The organism is Bernardetia aquimarina (assembly GCF_042180575.1).
Lineage (GTDB): Bacteria > Bacteroidota > Bacteroidia > Cytophagales > Bernardetiaceae > Bernardetia.
On record NZ_CP170094.1, the window covers coordinates 1071139 to 1095611 of the forward strand.

The 24473-nt window shown below is 31.5% G+C and carries 20 protein-coding genes and 2 pseudogenes; 7 read left to right on the forward strand and 15 right to left on the reverse strand.

Annotation, left to right across the window (positions count from 1 at the left end):
* Positions 1-70 precede the first annotated feature (70 nt).
* The 3 genes from ACE193_RS04440 (at position 71) to ACE193_RS04450 (ending at position 3375) form a co-directional block, all read left to right on the forward strand.
* A complete protein-coding gene (locus ACE193_RS04440; RefSeq protein ID WP_375561806.1) occupies positions 71-517 on the forward strand; it encodes a hypothetical protein in 447 nt (148 codons plus the stop codon).
* Positions 518-678: 161 nt separating this feature from the next.
* A complete protein-coding gene (gene ligA / locus ACE193_RS04445; protein WP_375561807.1) occupies positions 679-2715 on the forward strand; it encodes an NAD-dependent DNA ligase LigA in 2037 nt (678 codons plus the stop codon).
* A gap of 123 nt (positions 2716-2838) precedes the next feature.
* Positions 2839-3375: a DUF6252 family protein gene (locus ACE193_RS04450; protein ID WP_375561808.1), complete on the forward strand. Its 537-nt coding sequence runs from the start codon at positions 2839-2841 to the stop codon at positions 3373-3375.
* 93 nt (positions 3376-3468) lie between these two features.
* Here the strand turns inward: ACE193_RS04450 and ACE193_RS04455 are convergent, their stop codons facing one another.
* The 6 genes and pseudogenes from ACE193_RS04455 to ACE193_RS04480 form a co-directional block, all read right to left on the reverse strand.
* On the reverse strand, positions 3469-4647 hold the full coding sequence (locus ACE193_RS04455) for an ABC transporter permease (protein WP_375561809.1): 1179 nt from the start codon (positions 4645-4647) through the stop codon (positions 3469-3471).
* A 217-nt stretch (positions 4648-4864) separates the two neighbouring features.
* Entirely contained in the window at positions 4865-5353 is a 489-nt protein-coding gene (locus ACE193_RS04460) for a redoxin domain-containing protein (RefSeq protein WP_375561810.1), read from the reverse strand.
* 189 nt (positions 5354-5542) lie between these two features.
* Entirely contained in the window at positions 5543-6712 is a 1170-nt protein-coding gene (locus ACE193_RS04465; RefSeq protein WP_375561811.1) for a trans-sulfuration enzyme family protein, read from the reverse strand.
* A 410-nt stretch (positions 6713-7122) separates the two neighbouring features.
* Positions 7123-8061 carry a mechanosensitive ion channel family protein gene (locus ACE193_RS04470; RefSeq protein WP_375561812.1) on the reverse strand — a complete coding sequence of 313 codons (939 nt, stop codon included), beginning with the start codon at positions 8059-8061 and terminating at the stop codon, positions 7123-7125.
* Between the two features lie 66 nt (positions 8062-8127).
* Positions 8128-8316, reverse strand: coding sequence for a hypothetical protein (locus ACE193_RS04475; protein WP_375561813.1), 189 nt, complete (start codon positions 8314-8316; stop codon positions 8128-8130).
* 109 nt (positions 8317-8425) lie between these two features.
* A pseudogene (locus tag ACE193_RS04480) lies at positions 8426-8536 on the reverse strand (transposase); the annotation flags it as partial.
* Between the two features lie 34 nt (positions 8537-8570).
* Between ACE193_RS04480 and ACE193_RS04485 the strand changes: the two are divergent.
* Positions 8571-9014, forward strand: coding sequence for a helix-turn-helix domain-containing protein (locus tag ACE193_RS04485; RefSeq protein WP_375558679.1), 444 nt, complete (start codon positions 8571-8573; stop codon positions 9012-9014).
* A gap of 31 nt (positions 9015-9045) precedes the next feature.
* A pseudogene (locus ACE193_RS04490) lies at positions 9046-9612 on the forward strand (IS630 family transposase); the annotation flags it as partial.
* Positions 9613-9618: 6 nt separating this feature from the next.
* On the opposite strand, the gene ACE193_RS04495 reads toward ACE193_RS04490, so the two are convergent.
* The 5 genes from ACE193_RS04495 to ACE193_RS04515 form a co-directional block, all read right to left on the reverse strand.
* Positions 9619-10716, reverse strand: a complete 1098-nt coding sequence (locus tag ACE193_RS04495; protein ID WP_375561814.1) for an ISL3 family transposase — start codon at positions 10714-10716, stop codon at positions 9619-9621.
* A 26-nt stretch (positions 10717-10742) separates the two neighbouring features.
* Positions 10743-12791 (reverse strand): serine hydrolase, encoded by a 2049-nt coding sequence (locus ACE193_RS04500; RefSeq protein WP_375561815.1) that lies wholly within the window; start codon positions 12789-12791, stop codon positions 10743-10745.
* Positions 12792-13001: 210 nt separating this feature from the next.
* Positions 13002-14480: a CCA tRNA nucleotidyltransferase gene (locus tag ACE193_RS04505; RefSeq protein WP_375561816.1), complete on the reverse strand. Its 1479-nt coding sequence runs from the start codon at positions 14478-14480 to the stop codon at positions 13002-13004.
* 411 nt (positions 14481-14891) lie between these two features.
* Positions 14892-16340: a tRNA uridine-5-carboxymethylaminomethyl(34) synthesis GTPase MnmE gene (gene mnmE, locus ACE193_RS04510; RefSeq protein WP_375561817.1), complete on the reverse strand. Its 1449-nt coding sequence runs from the start codon at positions 16338-16340 to the stop codon at positions 14892-14894.
* A gap of 289 nt (positions 16341-16629) precedes the next feature.
* Entirely contained in the window at positions 16630-17277 is a 648-nt protein-coding gene (locus ACE193_RS04515) for a MarC family protein (protein ID WP_375561818.1), read from the reverse strand.
* Positions 17278-17696: 419 nt separating this feature from the next.
* Here ACE193_RS04515 and ACE193_RS04520 point away from each other — a divergent pair, with 419 nt between their 5' ends.
* Both ACE193_RS04520 and ACE193_RS04525 read left to right on the forward strand, forming a co-directional pair.
* A complete protein-coding gene (locus ACE193_RS04520; RefSeq protein ID WP_375561819.1) occupies positions 17697-18290 on the forward strand; it encodes a SiaB family protein kinase in 594 nt (197 codons plus the stop codon).
* A 96-nt stretch (positions 18291-18386) separates the two neighbouring features.
* Positions 18387-18779, forward strand: a complete 393-nt coding sequence (locus ACE193_RS04525) for a DUF1987 domain-containing protein (protein WP_375561820.1) — start codon at positions 18387-18389, stop codon at positions 18777-18779.
* 74 nt (positions 18780-18853) lie between these two features.
* Here ACE193_RS04525 and ACE193_RS04530 read toward each other — a convergent pair whose 3' ends face one another.
* The 4 genes from ACE193_RS04530 to ACE193_RS04545 form a co-directional block, all read right to left on the reverse strand.
* A complete protein-coding gene (locus ACE193_RS04530; RefSeq protein ID WP_375561821.1) occupies positions 18854-19888 on the reverse strand; it encodes a lytic transglycosylase domain-containing protein in 1035 nt (344 codons plus the stop codon).
* Between the two features lie 296 nt (positions 19889-20184).
* Positions 20185-21078 (reverse strand): TolB family protein, encoded by an 894-nt coding sequence (locus ACE193_RS04535; RefSeq protein ID WP_375561822.1) that lies wholly within the window; start codon positions 21076-21078, stop codon positions 20185-20187.
* 64 nt (positions 21079-21142) lie between these two features.
* Entirely contained in the window at positions 21143-22570 is a 1428-nt protein-coding gene (locus ACE193_RS04540) for an RtcB family protein (protein ID WP_375561823.1), read from the reverse strand.
* Positions 22571-22829: 259 nt separating this feature from the next.
* Positions 22830-24236: a response regulator gene (locus ACE193_RS04545; protein ID WP_375561824.1), complete on the reverse strand. Its 1407-nt coding sequence runs from the start codon at positions 24234-24236 to the stop codon at positions 22830-22832.
* Positions 24237-24473 lie beyond the last annotated feature (237 nt).

Here is a 24473-nt window from a genome sequence, read left to right on the forward strand (position 1 = left end):
CTATAAAACCTTTTTTTAAAAAGGAAGTTTCAAATCAGATATTTCTTTTCTACTTTCCAAACTAAAATTTATGCTCTACCAAAACGAACGCAAAACATTTTTAATAGAAGAAGTTACAATATCTGAACAAAACGTAACTAACCAAGATTTAAAAACTCAAAAAGTTCTTAAACTCTATCTAATCGGACGACTGACAGTTGAAGAACACAGAGAAGGTTTTGAAGCGTACTTAGATTTATTCAAAAACGGAGATTACACACATGCCATTTTTGATTATTTAAAATTAGAATATGACCCTCCTCAATCAAGAGCTTGGTTTGTTACAAGTTATGTTCCTCGTTATGGAAAAGAGTTCAAGGGGCGAGAGTGTTATTTAGCACTTATAGAATCTAGCAATTTATTTCAGAGAATGACCACTAATTTAATTACTAGTGGTGTAAAGAAGATTTATAAAAACCTTCATATTTCTTTTTTTCCAGATGTAGAAAAGGCTCAAAATTGGCTTTTGAAACAGTAAAAAAATTGTACATTTGTGGGTTATTTGTAGGTAAAAGGCTTGCCTTTGACTGTATTCTATATTTTTCGAACTGATAAAATTACTGCATTAAAAAGCAGAAGAGAGCCTTTGCCCTACTAATTTCAAAATTTCACTTTAAATTATCTATCTAGTCAAAATATATGAATCCGTCAGTCATAAAAGAAAAAATAAAAACACTTTCTGAAAAGCTCAATCACTACAATACTCAATATTATCAAAACGATATTTCAGAAATTTCTGATTTTGAGTTTGATAAGTTATTAGAAGAGTTAAAGAAATTAGAAGAAGAAAACCCACAATTCAAACTTCCAAATTCGCCTACTTTGCGTGTGGGTGGAGATATTACAAACAATTTTGAAACAGTTGTCCATCGTTATCCGATGCTTTCGCTTTCAAATACGTATAATGAGGAAGAACTTTTAGAATTTGATGTGCGAATCCGAAAAACGGTTGATAATCCTGTTTATGTTTGTGAACTCAAATTTGATGGCGTGGCTATTTCGCTGCGTTATGAAAATGGAATTTTTACGCAGGGCGTTACTCGTGGCGACGGAACACAAGGCGATGATGTAACTTCGAATGTCAGAACGATTCGTGATATTCCATTAAAGATTAAAGAAAATAATAAAAATGAAATTCCACAAGATTTTGAATTACGTGGAGAAGTATATTTGAGCAAAACACAATTCGAAATCCTCAATCAAGAAATTGTAGAAAGAGCAAAAGAAAAAGGCATAGAAGAAGAAAAAATTCCTGATTTATTATTAAAAAATCCTAGAAATGCAGCTTCTGGAGCAATCAAAATGAAATCTTCACAAGAAATGGCAAAACGCAAACTTTCTTGTTTTGTGTATGATGCCTATGGAACGCCTTTTGATTCGCATACCAGCATTTTAGAGCATTTAGAAAAATGGAATTTTGCTGTTTCTGATTTTTATAAAAAAGCAAATGGCATTCAAGAAGTATTAGAATTTATTAAAATTTGGGAAAGTAAAAGGCTTGAATTGCCGTATGAAACCGACGGAGTTGTCATCAAAATCAATGATTTAGACCAAAGAGAAGAACTTGGTTTTACTTCAAAAAGTCCACGCTGGGCAATCGCCTATAAATACAAAGCCGAAGAAGCACAATCAAAACTAAAAAGTGTCGTTTTTCAAGTCGGAAGAACAGGTGCAGTTACACCAGTTGCAAATCTTACGGCTGTTCAGCTTTCGGGAACGACTGTAAAACGTGCTACCTTGCATAACGAAGGAGAAATAAAACGATTAGATTTACACGAAGGCGACACCGTTTTTGTAGAAAAAAGTGGAGAAATTATCCCAAAAGTAACTAGAGTAGTTACAGAATTAAGAGAAAAAAACGCAAAACCGATTATTTTTACAGAAAACTGCCCAGAATGTGAAACCAAATTAGTGAGAGAAGAAGGCGAAGCTGCTTATTACTGTCCGAATGAAAACGGCTGTCCACCACAGATTTTAGCCAAAATTCAGCATTTTATTCATCGAAAAGCAATGAATATTGATGGAATTGGAAGTAAAACAGTTGAATTGTTTTTGAAAGAAAAGCTAATAAAAGACATTGCAGATTTATATCAATTAGATAGAGAGAAAATTTTGGCTTTACCTAATTTCAAAGAAAAATCTGTTGATAATATTTTTGTAGGTGTAGAAGAATCTAAAAAACAACCGTTTAAATATGTTCTTTTTGGGTTGGGAATCCGTCATGTAGGTGCAAGCATTGCCGAAATTTTGGCTGATGAATTTGCTTCTATTGACAATCTAAAAAATGCTAACGAAGAACAAATTGCAAATGTTTTTGGAATCGGACAAAGAATAGCAGAAAGCATAAAAGCCTACTTTGATGAACCTAAAAATATAGAAATCATTGAAAAATTAAAAGCAGCAGGTTTGCAATTCGAACAAGCAGAGAAAAAAGCTGTTGTTACAGACGGAATTTTGAGTGGAAAAACATTTGTAGTTTCTGGTACTTTCCAAAACTTTGAGAGAGAAGAACTAAAAGAAAAAATCAAAGATTTGGGAGGAAAAATTTCTAGTTCGGTTTCTAAGAAATTAGATTATTTGTTGGCAGGAGATAAAGCAGGAAGTTCGAAAATAGAAAAAGCAGAAAAAGCAGGTGTAACTGTAATTAGTGAAAGTGATTTTTTAGCGATGATTTAATCAAAAAATACCCAAAACTACGTATAGACTTTGCTTAATGAGATTTGTAAATTTGTTGTATAGACTTTATTTAGTTATAAAAAATAAAGCTACTTTTTTAAAAACCATTAAAACACCAAATTTATGAAACTTACAAAAAAAGCATTTTCGATATTCTACTCAACATTTAATTTTAGTAAATTATTCATTCTACTTTTAGTTTGTTCAGTCGCTTTTGTGGGCTGTAAAAAAGATGATGAAGACGAAAACCCAGATGAAGGAACAGAATTGGCAGGTGGAAGTATGTCTGCAAAAGTAGATGGACAAGCATTTGAAGCTACTTTAGCTGTTCAAGCAACTGTTTCGGGTGGTGTTTTTGCTTTTGCAGGAACAGCCAATTCTTCTTCTTCAGTTCGTCAAATAAATATTGCCATTGCAGATTATCAAGGAACAGGAACATACAATTTTTCTACTCCAGGTAGCACAGCAATTTGGTCAGAAGGAACTAGCACAGACCAAATATTTACAGCAAACTTTATTTTAGGAAGTGGACAAGTAAATATCACAGAAGTAACTGATGAAAGAATAAAAGGAACATTCGAATTTACTGGAAGCAATGCTGGAGGAGGAGGTTCTGAAACAAGAACAATTACAGAAGGAAAATTTAATGTAAAAATCTAGTTTTAGTAGTAGTTAAAAATTTACTTTGGGTAGTCAAAAGTAGTATCAAAAAGCAAATTCTAGTTTTAGAATTTGCTTTTTTCTTTGTCAAAATTATCTCATCGCATCGGCAGCTTCCGTAGTCGCTCCACGCCAAGCAGGAAAAAGAGTGGCAGCCAAATAAGGCACAACAGAAAGCGAAAAAACACTCAAAATATCTCCCAAACTAACAAACGGTTGCAAATCGTAAGCAGGATAAAGCACCGACCAACCCACCAAAAAAGGCTTTAAAATAGGAGAGTTAAAAACAAAAACGTGAATATAAGCCAAAATAATTCCTAACAAAGTAGCCGTAATCGACAAAATTGCGCCTTCGGTAAGTTTTAAAAACAAAACATCATTTATTTGCCAACCGATAGCTTTTAAGATTCCTAATTCTTTTTTCTCATTACTACTAAGTCCTGATGCACGTTCCCACATCAAAAGCAAAAAAGCCAAAACAGAAAGCAGCGAACCATAAATAAAAATCCCTCCTCGCCAACTAAAAAGTGTTTGATAGGTAGAAGAAAGTTGAGCCAAAGTAACGACACGCAAAGAAGGAAAACGAACATCTATTTTTTTTCCAATATTTTCTATTTCTTCTGGATTATAAATTTCGACGGCAATATCTGTACATAAAGAATTTGTAGAATCTGAACGTAAACCTATAATCTTTTGAGCTTCTTTTACTGGCAAAATAATCAAATCCTTGGTTAGTAAGTCTGATTTTGCACCAAAACTTCCCACAATTTCATAACTTACCTTTTTCCCATTTGCATCATTCAAAGAAAGAAAATCACCTAGTTGTAAATTACGTGTTTCTAAAATTCCTGTTCCTACCAAAACACCATTTTGATTATTATCGTCTTTATTTTTTTGACTATAATCTTCTTTAAATTCTAAAAAGCCTATTTCTTCATTCGGAAAATCACTTCCCATAACTGTCAGAACTGCTCCTGTTGCATCATCAAAAAAATATCCCCAATAACGAGGAAAAACTTTTTTTATTCCTCTAATTTTTGAAATGGAATCTTGTAAAGAAACAGACATCGGAACAAGCCTTCCACCCTGTAACTGTTGTACCCACAAAGGAGGCAAATCTTCTAAAGTTTGTGAAGTTTCGGTTTTCAAACTACTCGTAAAAAAAACTACCGAGGCATAAAAACCAATCACAAGTGCATAAATTACAATCAAAGCAACCTGCTTTTTCCAACTTCGGAGTAAAGATAAAACAGCGTAATTTAGGATATTCATCTATTCGATTACGGATTACGGATTACGGATTACGGATTACGGATTACGGATTAAAAATTACGATTAATGAAATAAATAGTTACAAGCTAGAATTTGGATTTGTAGAGATGGATTTTCAAGTTTTTACTAAGGTATCAATTTTAGTGATATAAATACTTTTGCTTTCTGAATTGCATATCACACTCGTAATCCGTAATTTTTAATCCGTAATTAATTTTTATTTCTGCTGTTTCAAAATTACTTCTGCTTGTTGTTCACTTACCCAACCGACAATTTTACGAATAATTTTTCCTTCTTTATCTATAAAAAAATTAGTTGGTAATTCTTCTACCTTGTATAAATCTGAAATCTTTCCATCTACATCAATAAGCATTGGAAAAGTAGCTCCAAACTGTTCTTTGAATTTTTCAGAGGCTTCTTTGGGTTGTTTTACATTGATTGCCAAAATCTCTAACCCTTCTTTTTGTAGCTTTTCGTAATAACTCTGCGTTTCTGGAAACTCTTGTTTACAAGTCGGACACCAATCTGCCCAAAAATAAAGCATTACAACTTTACTATTTTTAGTATGTTTTTCTATTGTTTGAGAATTTCCTTCTACGTCTTGTGTTTCAAATTTTGGTGCTGGTTCGCCCTTATCAAAAGGAGTTTTTTCAGCACACGAAAATAGAAAAGTAGATAGAAATAAGAGTACTATTAATTTATTCATTTTTTATTGTTTTTTTTCATAGCTACTTCTCATTCTAAAGGAATGAGCGAGATACATACAAAGTTAGGTTTTAATATGCTTTACAACAACAAAATAGTTCTTAGAAAAATTTAAAACTTTTGTTTCTTCTAATAATTTTCTGCATTTCGGACAACAACAAATAATAAAATACAAACCTTTAATAATAATTTATACAGCCAAACTACTTTTTTTAGAAACCTCTAAAGTCTGAATAGCATTTGTAAGGTCTTCAATCAAATCATCGGCATCTTCAATACCAACAGAAAGACGATACAGGTTTTCAGTAATCCCCATTTTTTCACGCATCTGGACAGGCACTTTTGCATGTGAAGTCAAAACAGGTTCGGTAAGAGTACTCTCTACGCCTCCCAAACTCACAGCTTTACAAATCAATTCCAAATGACGCACAAATTTTGCTCTTCCTTCCTTATCTGTATCTAATTCAAAAGAAAGCATTGCACCAAAACCTCCTTTCATTTGCTTTTTGGCAAGCTGGTGGTCTGGATGAGTAGGAAGACCTGGATAAAAAACATTTTTTACTTGTGGTAATTTTTGTAATGCTTCAGCTATTTTTTGAGCATTTTGAGCTTGTGTTTTAACACGAATTGCAAGTGTTTTGATACTTCTTTCTAAAAGTGAGGTTGCCATTGCATCTAAATTTCCACCAAAATTAAAAGCCACATGATGAATTTTTTCAATCAAATTTTGAGAAGTTACGACTGCACCACAAGAAAGGTCACTATGTCCTGCCAAGTATTTCGTTGCACTATGAATGACAATATCAATTCCTAATCTCAATGGATTTTGAAAAATAGGTGTTCCGAATGTGTTATCAATAAAAGAAACAAGATTATTTTCTCTAGCGAAATTTACCATTTCGGCAATATCAACCAATGACAGCAAGGGATTGGAAGGCGTTTCGATAAAAATTGCCTTTGAATTAGGTTGTATAGCCTTTTTAAAATCTTCTAATTTTCGTCCTTCTACAAAAGTAGATTCAATACCAAGTTTTGAAAGTTGCTCACGAACAGCATAATGTGTTCCTCCATAAATATCATTTTGCAAAATCAAATGGTCGCCAGCTTGTAAAATACCCAAAAGTGCCGACATAGTAGCAGCCATTCCAGAAGAAAAAATAAGAGCAGCTTCTCCACGTTCTAGTGCTGCAATTTTTTGAGCAACTACTTCTTGATTAATGGTGTTGAAATAACGAGGATAAGGAATTGCGCCTTCCTCACTATAAGTATAAGCTGTTGAAGTAAAAATAGGTGTATTTACACCACCACTTTTTTCGTCAAAATAAGTCCCACTATGAACACATTGTGTTGATTTTTTCATAATCTCTCTAAGCTGAAAAGTTAATAGGGCAAACGCACGAAAATAAAATATATAGTTTTATACTCTTTTTGAGCTATTTTTTTAGTTTTATAATTCAAGCGAGGACGCTTGAATTAGATAAAAACTGGTTTAAGCGTCCTCGCTTGAACCAGTTTTAAAAAAAATAAAATTTTGTGCGTTTACCCTAGAAAGTTAAGGTAAACAAGTAGTTATTTGATTTTATTTGTTAGATTCAAATTTACGAAAATGTTTTACAAAATGACTTTTTGTTTTCATAAAAATGACCTATTTCTCTAACTATATAATTGACATATTTATTTCAACAAGAGATTTATATGACAATAACCCTCGTTAAGATTCAAATGCAATCGTCAAGGAGGGTTAAATGAGTCATTTTTTTGTCTGACTACTTACTTATTTTGTCCGTTTTGTCCATTTAGGCTTAATTGTTCATTGAGTTTTTCGCCTCCACGTATTCCAAAATCTAATGTACGAATAGGGAATGGAATCATAATATCATTTGCATCAAAGGCTTCTTTTACTGCTGTTGCTACTTCTACTTCGGCGATTTTATATGATTTTTCATCACTTTTATCTATAAAAAAACGAGCGACAAAATTGATAGAACTATCTCCAAAACCATCAAAATCAATTCTGACATCTGCATGATTTGTGCTTACTTCTTTTACAGATTTTACAGTATCATATAATAATTTTCTAACTTCTTTCATATTATCCCCATACGAAACGCCAACAGAAAGATTGATTCTTCTATATTTTGTTTCATTATAATTCACTAATGGATTTTGAAAAACTTCTTTTGATGGAATAATAATATAACGTCCATTAAAATCTTCAATGTCAATCGCTCGCAAACCAATTTTTCTAACAATTCCTGTATAATCATTTGTTTCGACCAAATCTCCCACACGAAGAGGTTTTTGAATAGTAATAAAAACACCTGAAACAAAATTGGTAGCCAAATCTTGAAATGCAAAACTAAGTGCAAGACCAATCACACCAGCACCAGCAAGCAATGAAGTAACTGTTTTATCAAGATTTAGAACCCCTAAAGCGAAAAACAATCCTACTAAAATAATTGCTGTGAAGAGAATTTGAGATGTTAAATCTAATAAATTTTTATTATCTACCCATTTTAAAAGTGCTTTATTGAGTAATGACTTTGCTGCTTTAGCTAAAAAATAAAATACAAGTAAAACTACAATAGCGAGAACAAAATTTGGAAGTGTTGCTACTAATAACTTAAACCAAGTAATAAGTTTTTCCATTAGGGCATTGTATGCCTTTTCTATTAAATTGATTTGATTTGTAACTGTCTGTAAGAGCATAAGCAAATAGGTAAGATTAAAAAATTGTTTTTACATTTCATAAAGGCTTTTTTTAAACAAATTGTTTTAATCAAATTGATTCAAGATAACTTCACTAATATCAAAACGAGGAAACTCGCCCGTATTATTGAGTAAAATAATTGTAATATCAGATTCAGGTTGTTTCAAAAACATAGTATAAAATCCAAAATCAGTTCCAGGGTGATAGATAACTTTTCGGTCTTTCGAAGTCAAAAAATAATATTTATCAATCATAAAACCATATCCATAATAGGCTTCCCAGTCTATGTATTCAGCTTGTGGAACAAATAATTTTTCAATTTCAGAGAAAGAAATAAAGTTGGCTCTTCCGACTTTTTAGCGATTATATGAATTTGACTATCATTCTCAATCTAAAATTTTGAAAGTTTCTAAACCCATACCCACTCCTTTTGAGGGTCTTAATTTTATTATTAATTCCCTCTAAGTAGTTAGACAAAATTATTAAATATTTTTTTTATCTTTGTTTTATGAGAGGAAAAAAACGTTTTATTAGTTTGAGTATAGAGGAAGTATCTTCCTTAGAGCAAGGTTGGAAAGAAGGTAAATCATCAACTTTCCGTACTCGTTGTCATTACATTCTTTTAAGCCATCAAGGAAAAAAGGTTAGTGAGATAATGGATTTTTATCAAGTTACTCGCCAATTAGTTATTCGTTGGTTTAATCGGTATGAAAAAGAGGGCATAGCAGGATTAGAGACGAGTAAAGGACAAGGTCGTCGCCCTATTCTTCGTATAGATAATGAAGAAGAAATGAATAAAGTAGAATCTCTAGTTGAAGCCAGTCCTCAAAGTTTGAAAGTAGTTGTTTCTCAATTGGAAGAGGAATTGGGTAAATCTATGTCAGTCAAGACTTTAAAAAGGTTGCTTAAAAAAAAAATGGTGTTGGAAACGCTTCAGAAAAGTAACTGTTAAGAAACCTGACCCTGTTGTATATGAAGAAAAAAAACGTAGTTTAGAATTTCTCATTCTTTTATTTTTAGCAGGCTGTATAGATTTGCGTTTTTGTGATGAGTCTTCCTTCAATTTAGAACCCAATGTTCCTTATGGTTGGTGTAGAATAGGAGAACAAGTAGGCATTAAAAGTAGTAAGGGAGGTAATTTAAATGTATTTGGATTGCTTAACTTGCGTGGAGAACTAAGCAGTTTTGTAAGCACCCAAAACATTAATTCTAAAGTTATCATTGATTGTATAGATCAGTTTGTAGAAACAATTGAAAAAACGACTGTTCTAGTGTTAGATAATGGACCTTGGCATATTTCTAAAGAAATAGAAGAGAAAATAGAGGAATGGGAAGAGAAAGGAGTACTTATTTTCTACTTACCTTCTTACAGTCCACATTTGAATCCCATAGAAACACTATGGAGAAAAATCAAAATAGAGTGGTTAAGACCTCAAGATTTCACGAGTAAAGAAGACTTACATCAAGCTGTAAAAAATATTCTAAAAAAATACAATAGTAAAAAGTATAAAATTGATTTTACTATATATAAAGGAAAATTGTTACGATAATTATGTCTAACTACTTACTATTCCGTTAGAATATCTATCTTTGAAGAAATTAATAATATCATTTTTCCAAGAATTAAACGTATTTATAAATCTATTTAGAGCCTTATGATTTATTTTTTGAGCTTCTTCTATCCATTGGTCTAGTAGTTTTTTAGCTTCTTGTTTACTCAAATCAGTATTAAATATATTTTGTAATTCCACTTTCATAAAATACACCTGTCTAAGCGTTGAGCTAAACCTAAACGCTTTAAGTAAAACTCGTCTTTCTTTATAAGTAAGGTCTTTCCATGCCTTGTATAAAAGCCATTTTATTTGCTTGAAATGAACGTTTTTATCATCTTTTCGTCGTAATTCTTTACGAATGCTATCTAGCACTTTATTACAATGCTGAAAAAAATGAAAGCGATCTATTACTACATCAGCGTTAGGAAATACTTCTTTTGCTGTATTTGAAAATCCCTCCCACATATCACAAGAAAATACTTCTATACTAGTACAAAAAACTTCGCCTTTGGATAAAAAATAGGCTTTTAAATACTCTTTATTACGGTATTCTAAAATATCCCAAACTTGACCTGTATCTAAATCTACTAAAACAACAGCATATTCCTTTTTTCCTTTTTTGTAAGCAAATTCATCAATACCTAAACGTCGAGGAAAATAATCTAGGTGTTTTTTTATCTCACGTTTACTATAGGTTTTAAAAATACCATCTAAAACATCCCAAAGTATGTTTTCTCGGATAGCTACTTCTTTGAAACTGCTATCTTTCAAACATAAATAAAGATATTTTTCCAAACGATGAGTTTGATTTTTTTGCTTAGAAACAAAACTAAAAACTTCTTGAAAGTAACGAGTACAATCTTGACAATGAAATTGACGAGAAGTTAAGTGTAAATAAACCTCTTTGTCTAAAATATTTCGGTCACGAACAATACGTTCTGAAGTAGAAGTCACTTTATTGCACTTTTTCAAGCAATTAGGACAAATAGAATCGGCTAAATTACTTTCTCCATAAATAGTTAAGCGAAGTGGAGAAGATTCTATTTTCGTTACTGAAAAATCTGAAAAACCTAATAAAATTGCTATTGTGTTAGTATCCATAGAAAGGCTAAATTAAGAAATTATCGCTAAATTGTCGGAAGAACCATAAAGTTTTCATTTTTACCATCTAATGCTTTACTCCATTTCAATAAATCTTCTGTTGTGGAAGTAATTCCACCTGCTCCAATACTGTTTTGAATAAAATAAAACGGCTCTACTTTTCCATACAAAAAGGCTTTTGTTAGATTAGAATTTTCGGTTTTGCTTTCTCCAAAAAAAGTATTATTCATTTCTAAAGGTTCAAAAATTCGTTCGTTTAAGACTGTTCCGAAATCTTGATTTGTTATTTTTTCAATGATTCTTGCTAAAATAACATAATTCGAATTTGAATAAGCAAACTTTTTACTCGGCTCAAACTCCAAACTATCACTACAAAAACGCTTGACTAATTCTTCGGATGAAAATGCTTTTGTCATTATTTGAGTAACATATTCATTCTTTTTCAGATAATCTGGAATTCCACTTTGATGGCTCAAAAGCTCTGAAATTTTAACTTTCTTGTGTCTATAACTTGGTAAAAACTTTCCAACTGAATCCTCAAAACTAATCTTTCCTTCATTTTCTAATTGCAAAATAAGCATTGCTGTAAAGGTTTTGCTCAAAGACCCAATCCGAAATTGCGAATTTTGAGAGTTTTGAGTAAGTTCATTATTATAGCTTTTTTGTAAAATTGTTTTCCCATCATAAACGATAAGTGCATTTCCATTAAACAAACCTTCATTGTTATAAAAAGTAAGTAGGGAATCCATTCGAATCGTTTTATCTTTTGAAAATTTATATAATTTTTCCTCTATCTGAGTTTTTAGGTCGTTTGCCTTGTTGTTGGCTTCCAAAACTTTCGCAATTTCTACAAAATCATTTGAAGGCAAAACAATCGTATAATTTTTCCAAAAATCTTTATCATAAATAGAATTTTGATGTTCGATGAGTTTTCCTTTTCCTAAAATTTCGTCTTCTTCAAAAGGCGTTTTATTGGTCGTGTCAATTTCCGTAGTGAGATAATCAACTTGTGTATCCAAATCAAAATTGAAATTCTGACGAGTAGAACTAAAATTAAGGACTACATTATCTGAAATAGTATTCAAATAATAAATATTGCCTACTTTTTTATATTGAATTTGATAACGATTACTTAGCACTTCAATATGAATATCAAGCAAATTCATCAATGCTCGTGTTGCCAAATCGCCATATTTATGATATTTGATTCCTTTTTCACTCAATTTAAAATCAAAATAAAGAAAAGCAAAGGTTTCTTTATCAATCAAAATATAGCCTTTATAACCCGATTTTTTCTCCTCTTTTTGCTCAAAAGTAATTTTGAAATCCACTTTTCCATCTACCATTTTATAATCTTCCAATTCAAAAGTATGTAGTTTCAGACCTTTTTTAGTGAGCAAATCAATCCCTTTTTCATAGTTTACAACATCCATCTCAAATATTCCTTTCGGTTTCATACCTAAATCAATTCCTTTTGAAGCCTTTTCATCTTTTATGGCTCTCATTTTTTCTAGCTTAAATTGCTGATTCGGATTTTCTGTTTTGGAAAGATGAAGGTCAAAGACAGCCTCAGACAAATGCACATAGTTTTTTCCTTGTTGAGCATCCTTTTGGGAAACAACTCTATAAAAGCCTTTCGTTTTATGAGATTCGTTATAATAATTTTTAGGAATATTTTCTATTGCTTTTTGGATAATAAAATCGGCTGTATAATCTTGAACAACGATTTCATTGAGCTTAGTTTGGTCAGTTTCTAAGAAAATGACAGTTTTCTTTTGAAAAATTAAATCAGAAACGGCTATTTTTTTGGTTTTATAACCGATATAAGAAATAAAAAGCGTGTCATTTTTCTGTTTTTGAGGGACGAGAAGTCTAAACTTTCCTTCTGAATTACTGACAGTTCCTAGTTGTGTCGTTTTGAGATAGACATTACAAAAAGGTAAAATTTCTTTGGTTTCCTCGTCTTTTAAAACACCTTCTATTACGCTATTTTGAGCAATTAGAAAGGAGTTTGATAAAAAAAATAAAGACAACAATAAAAAGAAACTGCTAGATTTTGTTGAAGAAAAAGACATTTTGAAGTGAGTTAGGTGGTTTTCAGCTAAGAACTAATTTTAGATTTCTAACTCACTACGGTAGAATTTGGGGTTTTGTTGAAGAGGTTTATAAACTTTGACAGTTCTTTCATAAGACTGTCAATAGTTAGTTTGCAACTATTTTCAAAGTCATTTCGGATTACCAACAAAACTACTGACAAAGTTTTTCTTAAAAAGAAACACTATTTTTTATATTTTCATCAAACCCAACTTCTTTCCTTCTTTAAGCATAAAATCAAAGGCTTCTTCGTATTCGTTTCTAATTTCGCCTTCCAAAATAGCTTCACGAATAGCAATTTTTATTTTTCCTACTTCTGCTGAAGGTTTCAAACCAAAGGTTTTCATAATTATTTCGCCATCAATGACAGGCTGAAAAGTACGCAACTGGTCTTTTTCTTCTACCTCTGCCATTCGTTTTTCTACTCTATCAAAATTTTGCAAGTAACGCTGTACTCTGCTATGGTCTTTTGAGGTAATATCGGCACGACAAAGCATCATGAGCGCATCTGTATCTTCGCCTGCCTCAAAAAGCAAACGACGAATAGCCGAATCAGTAATTGTTTTTTTGACAAGTGCAATCGGACGCAAATGTAGCTTTACCAATTTCTGTACAAAACGCATTTTTGCATCTAAAGGAAGGCGTAGTTTTTTAAAAATAGCTGGAGTCATTCGTGCGCCTTTGTCTTCATGTCCGTGAAAAGTCCAACCTGCTTTTGGATGAAAACGTTTTGTAGCTGGTTTTGCAATATCATGCAAAATGGCAGCCCAACGCAACCACAAGTCATCCGAAACCTTCGCTACATTGTCCAAAACCTGCAAAGTATGATAAAAATTATCTTTGTGTCCTTTTCCATCAATATATTCTACGCCATGCAAATCTGTCATTTCAGAGAAAATCAGCTCTAAAAGTCCACATTGATACAGCAACTTAAAACCATACGAAGGAGGATTCGAAAGTATAATTTTATTAAGTTCGGTAGTAATTCTTTCTTGTGAAATAATCTTTATTCTTTCTTTTTGAGTAGAAAGAGCTTCAAAGGTATTTACTTCAATATCAAAGCCGAGTTGAGAAGCAAAACGCACAGCACGAAGCATACGCAAAGGGTCATCAGAAAATGTCTTTTCAGGAGCTAAAGGAGTACGAATTATTTTTTTACGCAAATCTTTCATTCCATCAAAAGGATCTAAAAATTTCCCATACGTTTCTGCATTTAAGCTAACAGCAAGCGCATTTATAGTAAAATCTCTGCGTTTTTGGTCGTCTTCTAATGTTCCTTCTTCTACGGTTGGTTTTCTTGAATCAAAATCGTAAGATTCTTTTCTTGCACCTACAAACTCAACTTCTATTTTTTGTTTGGTTTGTTCGTCTTCTAGCGTAATCATAGCCGTTCCAAAACGCTTAAAAATAGAGACTTTCACAAAAATATTATTTGCTTGTCCATACGATTTAGCTACATGTTTGGCAAGTGTAATTCCACTTCCAATACAGACAATATCAATATCTTTAGTTTCTTTTTTTCGCTTTAATAAAAAATCTCGTACAAATCCACCTATTACAAAAGTTTCTAAATTTAGCGCATCAGCACTATTTTTTATCCACTCAAAAATAGAGGTTTGATTTAATAATTCTTTTAATTCGGCTGGTTGTTTTGTTTCAGTTGTCTTCATAGTGCAAAAATAACATTTTTTGTCTATAAAAGATAGCTATTATTTTCAAATCATCGAACTATCAACCCTTTTTTACCTTGGTAGTTTCTAACACTACTATACAAATACTTGTCTGCATTTTCTACAATGCTTTCAACAACAGGATTGTTATGAATGTAATTTAGACTAAAATTGTATTTTAAAGCGCAACATTTATTTTTTGGAGTATTACGAGGAACAGGGAAAATAGTTATTATTCAAATAGTTCAACACTTCTAACAAACCAGTTGTCATCATAAACCGTTATGCTTTCTCTTTCTTTAATAGTCGATAACTTGTGATTAGGTTGATAAATCAAGTTTTGTTTACTGTCAAAGTAATTAAACCAAGAATAAACTATTTTATTATTCTTTTCACTCTTCGTAGGAGGTCTTACTTTCCTATACAAAACTTTCCAAATATATTTCCCAAAATCTCGTCATTTGACACTTCGCCAGTAATCGAACCTAGATGTTCTAAAGCTGTTCTCAAATCTAAAGAAAGCAAATCGCCTGTAAAACTCATTTCTAGCGCATTCAGAACATCATCTAAAGCTAAATTTGCATTTCTTAGACTTTCATAATGACGTGTATTTGTTACGAGCGTATCGCCAGCATTAAAATTATCAGCTTGAATGACTTCTAAGATTTTTGTTTTTAACTTTTCAATATCTTCTTTGTCGGTTGTGTTATTGGCTTGTGTAAAAATGGTATTTGATTCTTTTGCCCACGTTTTGAGCCAGTCAAATTTAGATTCTTTTTCTGTTTCATTTTCTATCTCATTCTCTATTTTTACCCAAAAATCAGCCTTATTCAAAATAAAAAGCGTATTGATATTCAGTTCTTCAATTTCCTTTATTTCTTCAAAAAATGCTTCCTTTGTTATAGTTTCATTGAATAATTCTGCTAAATCAATCACATATAAAATAAGCGATGCCTCTGCCATTTTTTTTCTAGCTCGCTCTACTCCAATAGATTCTACTTTGTCTTCTGTCCAACGCAAACCTGCCGTATCTATAAAACGAAAAGCAATTCCTTCAATACTTATTTCATCTTCTATAAAATCTCGTGTCGTTCCTGCAATTTCTGAAACGATGGCTTTTTCTTCATTCAAAAGTGCATTCAAAAGAGTAGATTTTCCTGCATTTGGCTTTCCTGCAATGACTGTCGGAACACCATTTTTGATAGCATTTCCAAGCTCAAAAGAAGTTAATAATTGCTCAATTACGGTTTGAATTGTTTTTACTAATTGAGTTAGTTTTTCACGCTCAGCAAACTCTACATCTTCTTCTCCAAAATCCAACTCTAATTCTATCAAAGAAACAAAATCAAGAAGTTGCTGACGAAGTTCTTTTATTTGAGAAGAAAAACCACCACGAAGTTGAGAAATAGCCACTTTATGCGATGCTGCCGAATCTGCTGCAATCAAATCAGCAACGGCTTCAGCTTGTGCCAAATCAAAACGACCATTTAGAAAAGCTCTTTGTGTAAACTCTCCAGCTTTTGCATAACGAACAGGCGAGTTATCCAAAAAATTCTGAATAATTCGTTTTACAATAAAAGGCGAGCCATGACACGATATTTCTACTACATTTTCTTTTGTAAATGAATTGGGCGTTTTGAAAATTGTAACAACTACTTCATCCAAAATTTCATTTTCAAGACTTCTGATTGTTCCAAAATGAACAGTATGAGTTTTTTGTTCTAACAAATTCTTTCCTTTAAAGAAGGTTTGTGTATGCAAAATAGCATCTTTTCCAGAAAGACGAACAAGCGCAATCGCCCCACGTCCAGCAGGCGTAGAAAGAGCAATAATAGTATCAGAAAAATCAGTAAATTTCATAAAAATAAAGTAAGAAGTATGAGGTATAAAGTAAGAAGTAGTACAATTAATAAACAGTTTTTCCTTAAAATGAGAAGTAATATATAAAGAAACTAGTTTTCAAAAAATAGTATTTACTTCTGACTTTAAACTTCATTTTACTGGTAACTGATTACTACTAAGTAACTGGGCAAAATTATTTATAGGTTAATGAAATCTGTCTGACACCTCAAAGGTGTCTTGACAGTTTAAATTTCCATTTTCTAATTCTTTTTTAGATATGTTTTATTTTGCTCTGTTACTTAACTGGTTACTGTACTGCCGCTGCTTTAACAATATCTACTATAATTGGTTTTAGTCCACTTCTCAAAAACTCAACGGCTACTACCATTACGATAAGTCCCATTAGTCGCATCAAAATTTTGTTTCCTGTTTCTCCTAATGCCTTTGATATTTTTGAAGAAGCCCAAAGAGTAACAAATGTAATCAAACAAATGAAAAGCATTACACCTATCAAAACAGCTTTTTTATCAAATGTTTCGGCATCTTGCATCATAACAATAGAGTTAGTAATTGCACCTGGTCCACAAATCATTGGAATAGCTAATGGCGTAATAGAAATATCTGTAACATAACTTTTGACAGTTTCTTCAGCTATTTTAGTACGAATAAGGCGTGCTTGAAGCATATCATATCCCATCATAAAGAATATAATCCCTCCAACTACACGAAAAGCATCAGCAGAAATACCAAAAAACTCAAAGAGTAATTGTCCTGAAAAAGCAAAAGCAATCATTGTAAAAAAAGCTGTTATAAGAGCTTTTCGTGCTGTTGCAGTACGGTCTGCATCACTAAGGTCTGCTGTCATGGTCATAAAGACAGGCATTACTCCCAAAGGATTGATGATTGTAAAGTAAGTCGTAAAACAGAGCAATCCAAACTTGATTAATTCGTCCATTCTTATATTTATTTTCTAATTTTTATTCTAATGTAAAATAATATTTCTTCGTTTGTGTCTTTTTTTGAGGGTGCAAAATTACAAATAACAAATGAGAAAGTGAACCTTTGAATAAAAACTTATCTTTAAATAAAAAAATAAATTCGATTTTTTCTTCTTAAATTCTATTGAATATTTTTTAAAAAAAATAGAAAGAGTATTTGTTTTTTGAGTTATATATATTAAATTGTGCATAGCTTATAAAATATCAATTCAAGTTTGGTCATACATAGTACTGACTATTTCTACACAGTGATTTTATTTTTAACCTTATGATACTTACAAAAAGAAGGTATTTTTATCAAAAAATAAGCAAAGCGAATACTCTTTTTATTCGTTGAAACTATTATTTAATTAATTCTCCTATATTTCGGCAGAATATGCACGACGATTTTCAGATTACTAAATATTACAACGAGTTTAATAAAAATGGTATTACTGCTATTTTTCAAGGTGCTTTGTCGCAATCTGTTTTATCAGAAATAGCAGAAAACTTGAAAGAAAAAATTTCAGATAGAGAAACTATAAAAAGTAAAATATTTGCTATTTTTATAGAACTTGCACAAAATATTTATCATCATTCAGCAGATAAAAGACATTTCTATACTACTGATTCTCATATTGGAGTGGGAATAGTAGCTATTCGTGATTTACCCAACTCTTATACACTTAGTGCAGGAAATATGGTAAAAAAACACCAACGAGAAGCATTAGAGGAACGTTGTAGTTATATCAATGGCTTAGATAAAGAACATCTAACAGAATACTATAGACAGGAAAGAAAAAATGCAAAAGGCAAAACTAGTACAGGCGCACATGTTGGATTGATAGACATGGTTAGGCGTTCTGGAAATCCTTTAGAGATACGTTTTGATACAATTTCAGAAAAACTAAGTTTTTTTTCTATTACTGTAACTGTAGATAAAGACTGGCAGCCTATGAATAACAAAAAAAAGAAAAATGCCAAATTATAAAATTTAAAACAAATTGTTAGTATAACTCATTTATATTAACTTTTTTGAAATAACTATCTAAGAAAAGCATTAGCTATCAAAATTATAGCGAAAATTATGGAGAATTTTTTTTTCAAAGGACAAAAATTTACCCCTACTATTGATTTTAATGGGGAAACAGGAATTTTGAGTATAGAAGGACAGTCGTACCCTGAACACGCAGAGGAAATATTTGCGCCTGTTTTTGATTGGTTAGAGCGTTACTTAAATACTCCCAACAGAACAATTATACTTAATTTTCAGCTTTCCTATTTCAATACAGCTACTTCAAGACGTTTTCAAGACCTTTTAGAAACATTGGAGATATATGAAAAAGAAAAGGGTGGAAATGTAACCATAAACTGGCATTATAGAGAGGATGACTATGATATGTTAGAGAATGGAGAAGATTATATTGAGGCTATTGACTTAAATATTAATCTAGTTTCGGTAAAACATTCAGAAGAATAAACTTTCTTCAAAAGAATATAATTATAATAAAAGCCAAATAAATTTTACTTTATTTGGCTTTTATATTTCTAGCATTATTTTACATCTTGAATATCAATTACTGTATCTTCTTCACGAAGAATAGAATCTAACATTTTTTGCATATCTAAGGATTCTTGTGCCAAAACATTCGAATGTGGCATTGGTGGGTTTTGAGGAACAAAGAGTGTATAAGTTTTTCTTTGTGCTAGGTCTTTCTTATCAAAGGTAAGTTTGTTCATCAAAAGCCAAGGATTGTGATACTTTAGTGTTTTATAACTCATTCCATACTGGGCAGCACGTGCAGCAATATCATTTACGGTAGTATCAAGTACAATTTTTCTATATTTTATTGGAGGGTAACGCAATTCTTTAGGAATAACAAATCCATATTTTTCAGGGTTTTGCATAATTTCTTTAAATGCTAAAGCACGATAAATATAACGAGCTGTTTCGTTGTTTAAAGCTACATCATAGTAAGAAATAGCATTTTGATTGCGTAATGCTGCATTCATTCCTCCCATTCCACGATTATAAGAAGCTGCTACGAGTGTCCAATTTCCAAATTTTTTGAAAGAGCGTTTTAGATATTTACAGGCTGCACGAGTAGATTTTTCGATGTGAAAACGCTCATCTACTTCTTTAGAAATTTCTAAATCAAATTCTTTTGCTGTTTCTTCCATAAATTGCCAATAACCATCTGCTCCAGCAAAAGAACGTACATTTTCAAGTCCACTTTCAATAACAGCAATGTACTTCATATCTTCAGGAACTTCTTCTTCTCTCAAAATTTGCTCAATTATTGGAAAAAACTTTTCAGAGCGTTTGATTATCAAACTGGTAGAAGAATGACGAAAAACATTGATATATAATTCTTTATCAAAACTTTCTTTTACTTCTTCATCATATAAAGGAACTTGTTCTCCACAAAATTCAAAGGTTGAGGGAACACGAATCAGCACATTATGATAACCTTCTGGCAGAGTTGTGATTTCACTTTTTAGGGTTTGTGTAAACATTTGCACCAAAATACAACCTAATAAAAAAGCAATAGTAAGTAAAATTAAACCAGTTTTTAGACGGTTGCTCATAGAAAAAGGGAGAAGAATAAGAAGAAAATAAAATTAGGCTGCGAAAATGTATTTTATACTAATTTAGCAGTCTTTATGTATCCAAAATTAGTAAACTAAATTCAATACTAAAAGGAATAAGAATAAAGTTTTTACAATAAAATTAGCAAATAGCTCAAAAAAAGGTTTAAAAGTGTATAGCAAAAAAATAACCTTTGAATTATGTGACAATAATTCAAAGGTTATTACAAGTAAATGTCATTTAAGCAGCATTTATTAGGTTTGTGCTAAAAATTGTTCACTAAACAACTCAAAAGTTAGTTGTGTTTCATTTCAGACTCTATATTAACCCATTTTACTTTCCAATTTTGTTTTTGATACTCTCCTGTTGTATAAAAAAGAAATTTGTTATCAGGTGTTACGTATGGATTTCCTTGCCCAAAATTATTTATTTTATCACTTAGTTTTCTTGTGTTTTTCCACCCTCCATTTCCATCATTAAAACTTATTATCAAATCAAGTTGATTTCCAATAGCAGCAAAAATAATATAATCTTCGTTAGGAGAAATATAAGGTGTACATTTTCCCCTTGGTGAATCTACTGTAATCAATATTTTTTCTGCATCTTGAAACTTGCCATTCACATTTTTTGATTTGTAAATATCCATTTCACTATAATCTAAATTACTAGAATGAAAATAGAGTGTTCCAGAATTAGTAATGGTAGGATGAGAAACTAATTTATTTCTCAAATTTGGAATATCTACAAAAATAGGTTTGCTCCATTTTCCATCAGTTTTATTTGATTTCCAAATATGCCAAGTTGAACTTATTCCATCCCCATAAACTGGTCTTGTCGAACTAAAATAAATTGTCTTTCCATCTGGTGAAAAACTCATTCCGTGTTCATTGTATTTACTATTGAAAAATACTTCTTTAGGTTCAGACCAAACATTATTACTTTTTTCAATTACATAGACTTCAAATTGTTCAAAATTTGTATCAGAAATAGTGTAATAATATTCTTCTAAATCAGGGCTAAATATTCCTTTATGAATAAGCATATTTTGAGGAATTACATCTTGTCTAAACTCAAAAGGTGTATTATTCGGAACTTTTTTGCTTAATAATTGGATTTTGGTATTTTCTATTTTAGCTTTACAGCTTACAAAAAGAATGATAAAAAGTAAGAGAATTTTGAGTTTATTCATTTTTTATAGTAAAAGAATTTTGATTTCAATAATAATAAACAACTTCAAAAAGAATAATCAAAGATTATCTATTTCTATATTTCTCTCTAGAAATTTTATTTTTGACTTTTCTTTCCTTTGCTTCACGTTTTTTTCTAGCTTTTACTTTCCAAGGTGCATCAATTTGCCAATCGCCAGCCATAATACAACCATACGGCAAAATTTTGTCTTCTACTTCGCCAAGTCCAAATTCTTTCATTTGGTCTTGTACATTTTGAGCATTTTTGTAAGCTGATGGCAATTCAGAAATATCAATATGACCAGAGAAAAAACGAACGTCTAAACCTGTTGTTTCTTCTGCAAAAACTTGTTCTTTTGTCTTGTTACCTTTGCTCTTTTTGTGCTGAGTACGACTGACATCTCTACCTGCACCATGTGGCGCAAAACCAAGATTAGAATCTGTAGTCTGACCTTTTACAATCAAAATTGGCTCACTCATATTCAACGGAATCAAACGCAAACCATCTTTAGAATCTGGAACAAATTTATCATCTAAAGGTGTTGCTCCTTTGGCGTGATAAAACAAATCATCTTCTTTAAAAACAAAATTATGTTCGTTCCAAAACTGGTCTAATGTTTCTACTTTTAGTCTTCTTTGTGTAGTATCATGAATAATTTTGTGATTCAATTTTGTCCATTCTCTAATGATTTGAAGAGCTTCCCAATACTGTTTTCCTTCTTCGGTATCGTAAGGAATCCACGCATTTTTGGCTAGTGTTTTTGGAGAAATTTCTTTTCTAAAAACCTCTGCTAGTTTCATTCCTGTACTATACAAGTTTGCTCCAAAACCACGACTTCCATGGTGTGTTACAAGCATTGTTTCACCTGTTTTTTCAGAACGCCCCACATACAAAAAATGATTTCCATCGCCTTGAGTTCCTAAATGTGTACGAGCAAAACTCAAACTTCTTTCAGAATTTAGATAATAATTTCCTTTTATTTTGTCCTCCAAATCTCTAGGCAAATCAAATAAATCTTTTCGCCCTCCTCCTCCAAAATGAGTAAGTGCATGTGCTTTATCCAATACTTTTTTAGGGTCAATTTGTCCTAAATTGGTCATCATAACCGAGCAACAAATATCTGCACTATGCATAGCTGGATGAATGGCATTTTTGGCAACAGCAATTCCACCCACAGGAATCTGACCTGTTCCACCAGTCGGACAAGCATCTGGCATGACTGCACCTTTTACCAAAGTAGGAGTTTTCATGAGTTCCTCCATTGTTTTATGGATTTGCTCTACATTCGAAATTTCTTTTTCAGATTCAGCACGAATATTTTTATGATAATCAAGCGCAACAGAAAAAGGTTCGATAATAGTTGGTCGTATTGATTCTAAATAATTCAGTAATCTATCGCCTTCAAGATTGTTTTTATTAGCGTATTCGATAGCTTCTTTAAACCATTTGTTTGGCTTAAATCCTAAATCAATAAGTGTTTTTCCAGTAATCATTGTCTTTTGTTGTTTTATCTTGACTATTTTATTTTCTTAGAACTATAAACCATAAGAAAGGTCAAATTAGTTCATTCATACAAGCTGAAAGACGACAAAGTTATTTGCAATTTTATTTCATTACTTAAATAAACAACTCCTGTTTTTGACATATTCTTTCCTAGCAGTTGTTCATCAACTGTCAAACTAAACTTCCCCAAAAAAGCCTTTACTTAGCAAAAAGTAAAGGCCTTTTCATTTGTAATCCACTAATCACAAATTATTTATTTTGATTTTGATAACTTACGTTTTCATTTTCTCCGTTTTCTTCTTCAGAATCAACATGTTTGGGTAAGAAAATACTAAAATCTGTATATTCTCCTTCTTTCGAATCTACTTGAATTTCTCCTTTGTGAATATTTCTGACAATATCATAACAGATTGAAAGTCCTAAACCTGTTCCTTCGCCTGCTGGTTTGGTAGTGAAAAATGGATTAAAAATTTTATCCATCATTTCTTGTGGAATTCCTGTTCCGTTATCCCTAAAAATAATCTCTATGTTGTCTTCGTGATTGATGGTGCGAACGGTTAGCATAGGTTCAAAATCTTCGCCTAATTTTCGTTTTTTGTTGTAGAGTGCATACAATGAATTACTTACAACATTTAAAAATACACGTCCCAAATCTTGCGGAATAATTTTTACGTTAGTTACATCTGCATCAAGATTGGTTTCTATTTTGGCAGCAAAACCTTTATAATTATTAATTGTGCTATGATAAGCCAAACTAATATATTCTTGCAACATCGTATTAATGTGTGTGTCTTGATAAACTCCTTTTCTGTCTTGTGAGTGCATCAACATATTATTAATTATGCTGTCAGCACGTTTTCCATGTTCATGGATTTTCTCGGAATTTTCATTCAGATTCTGCAAAATATCTTTAATATCTTCTACATCATCAGGCGTAATATCTTTCAAACTTCCCTCCACAATATCTTTTCCTACATTAGCAAAAGTGTCATTGAGTTCGACAATCATTTCTTTCGAAAGCTCTGAAAAATTAATAATAAAATTCAGAGGATTTTTTATTTCATGAGCTATTCCTGCTGTTAGTTCGCCCAAAGAGGCTAATTTTTCTTGTGCAATAACTTGTTTTTGTGCGTTTTTGAGCTTACTAAGTGTTGTTTCTAGCTTAAGGTTAGTTTCTTTTATTTGAGAAAGAGCTTTTTTGAGTTCCGAAGTTCGTTCTTCTACTCTTCGTTCTAACTCTGATTTATGATTTTTTTCTAGCTTGATAATACTTAAATAGGCATTAATACGACTTGTAAGCTGATAATCATCAATCGGTTTGGTCAGATAATCAGTTGCACCTAGTGAAAATCCTTTTTCTTTAAATTCTTCTGATTTGTAAGCTGCTGTCAAGAATACAATAGGAATATTTCTTGTTTTCTTTCTGCTACGAATAAGTTTTGCAGTTTGAAAACCGTCCATTTCAGGCATTTGAATATCCAAAATAATAAGGTCAATCGATTCACGCATCAACACCTCTAAGGCTTCAATACCCGAATTTGCCTCTACAATTTCGATTTCTTCAAAATGTTCTTCCAATAATGCACGAAGAGTAAATAAATTACTCGGGACATCATCTACGATAAGTACCTGAATGCGAGATAGTTGCTCAGACATGCGTCTTTTTTTAGTTGATTAAGTTTTAATTTGGCTTTTTTGTGTTCTACTCATTTATATACGACTATAAACTTTATCTTTTTCTATACACAAATTCTTAAAAAAGTAGAATCTGTAAATACAATCCTAAATATACAATTTTACAAACACCTTTACAATTTTACATCTTTCTTTGCAATAATACAACCTTATTGAACTACAATTTTGTTTGAAGTTCATTTTTTAGACAAAAATAGA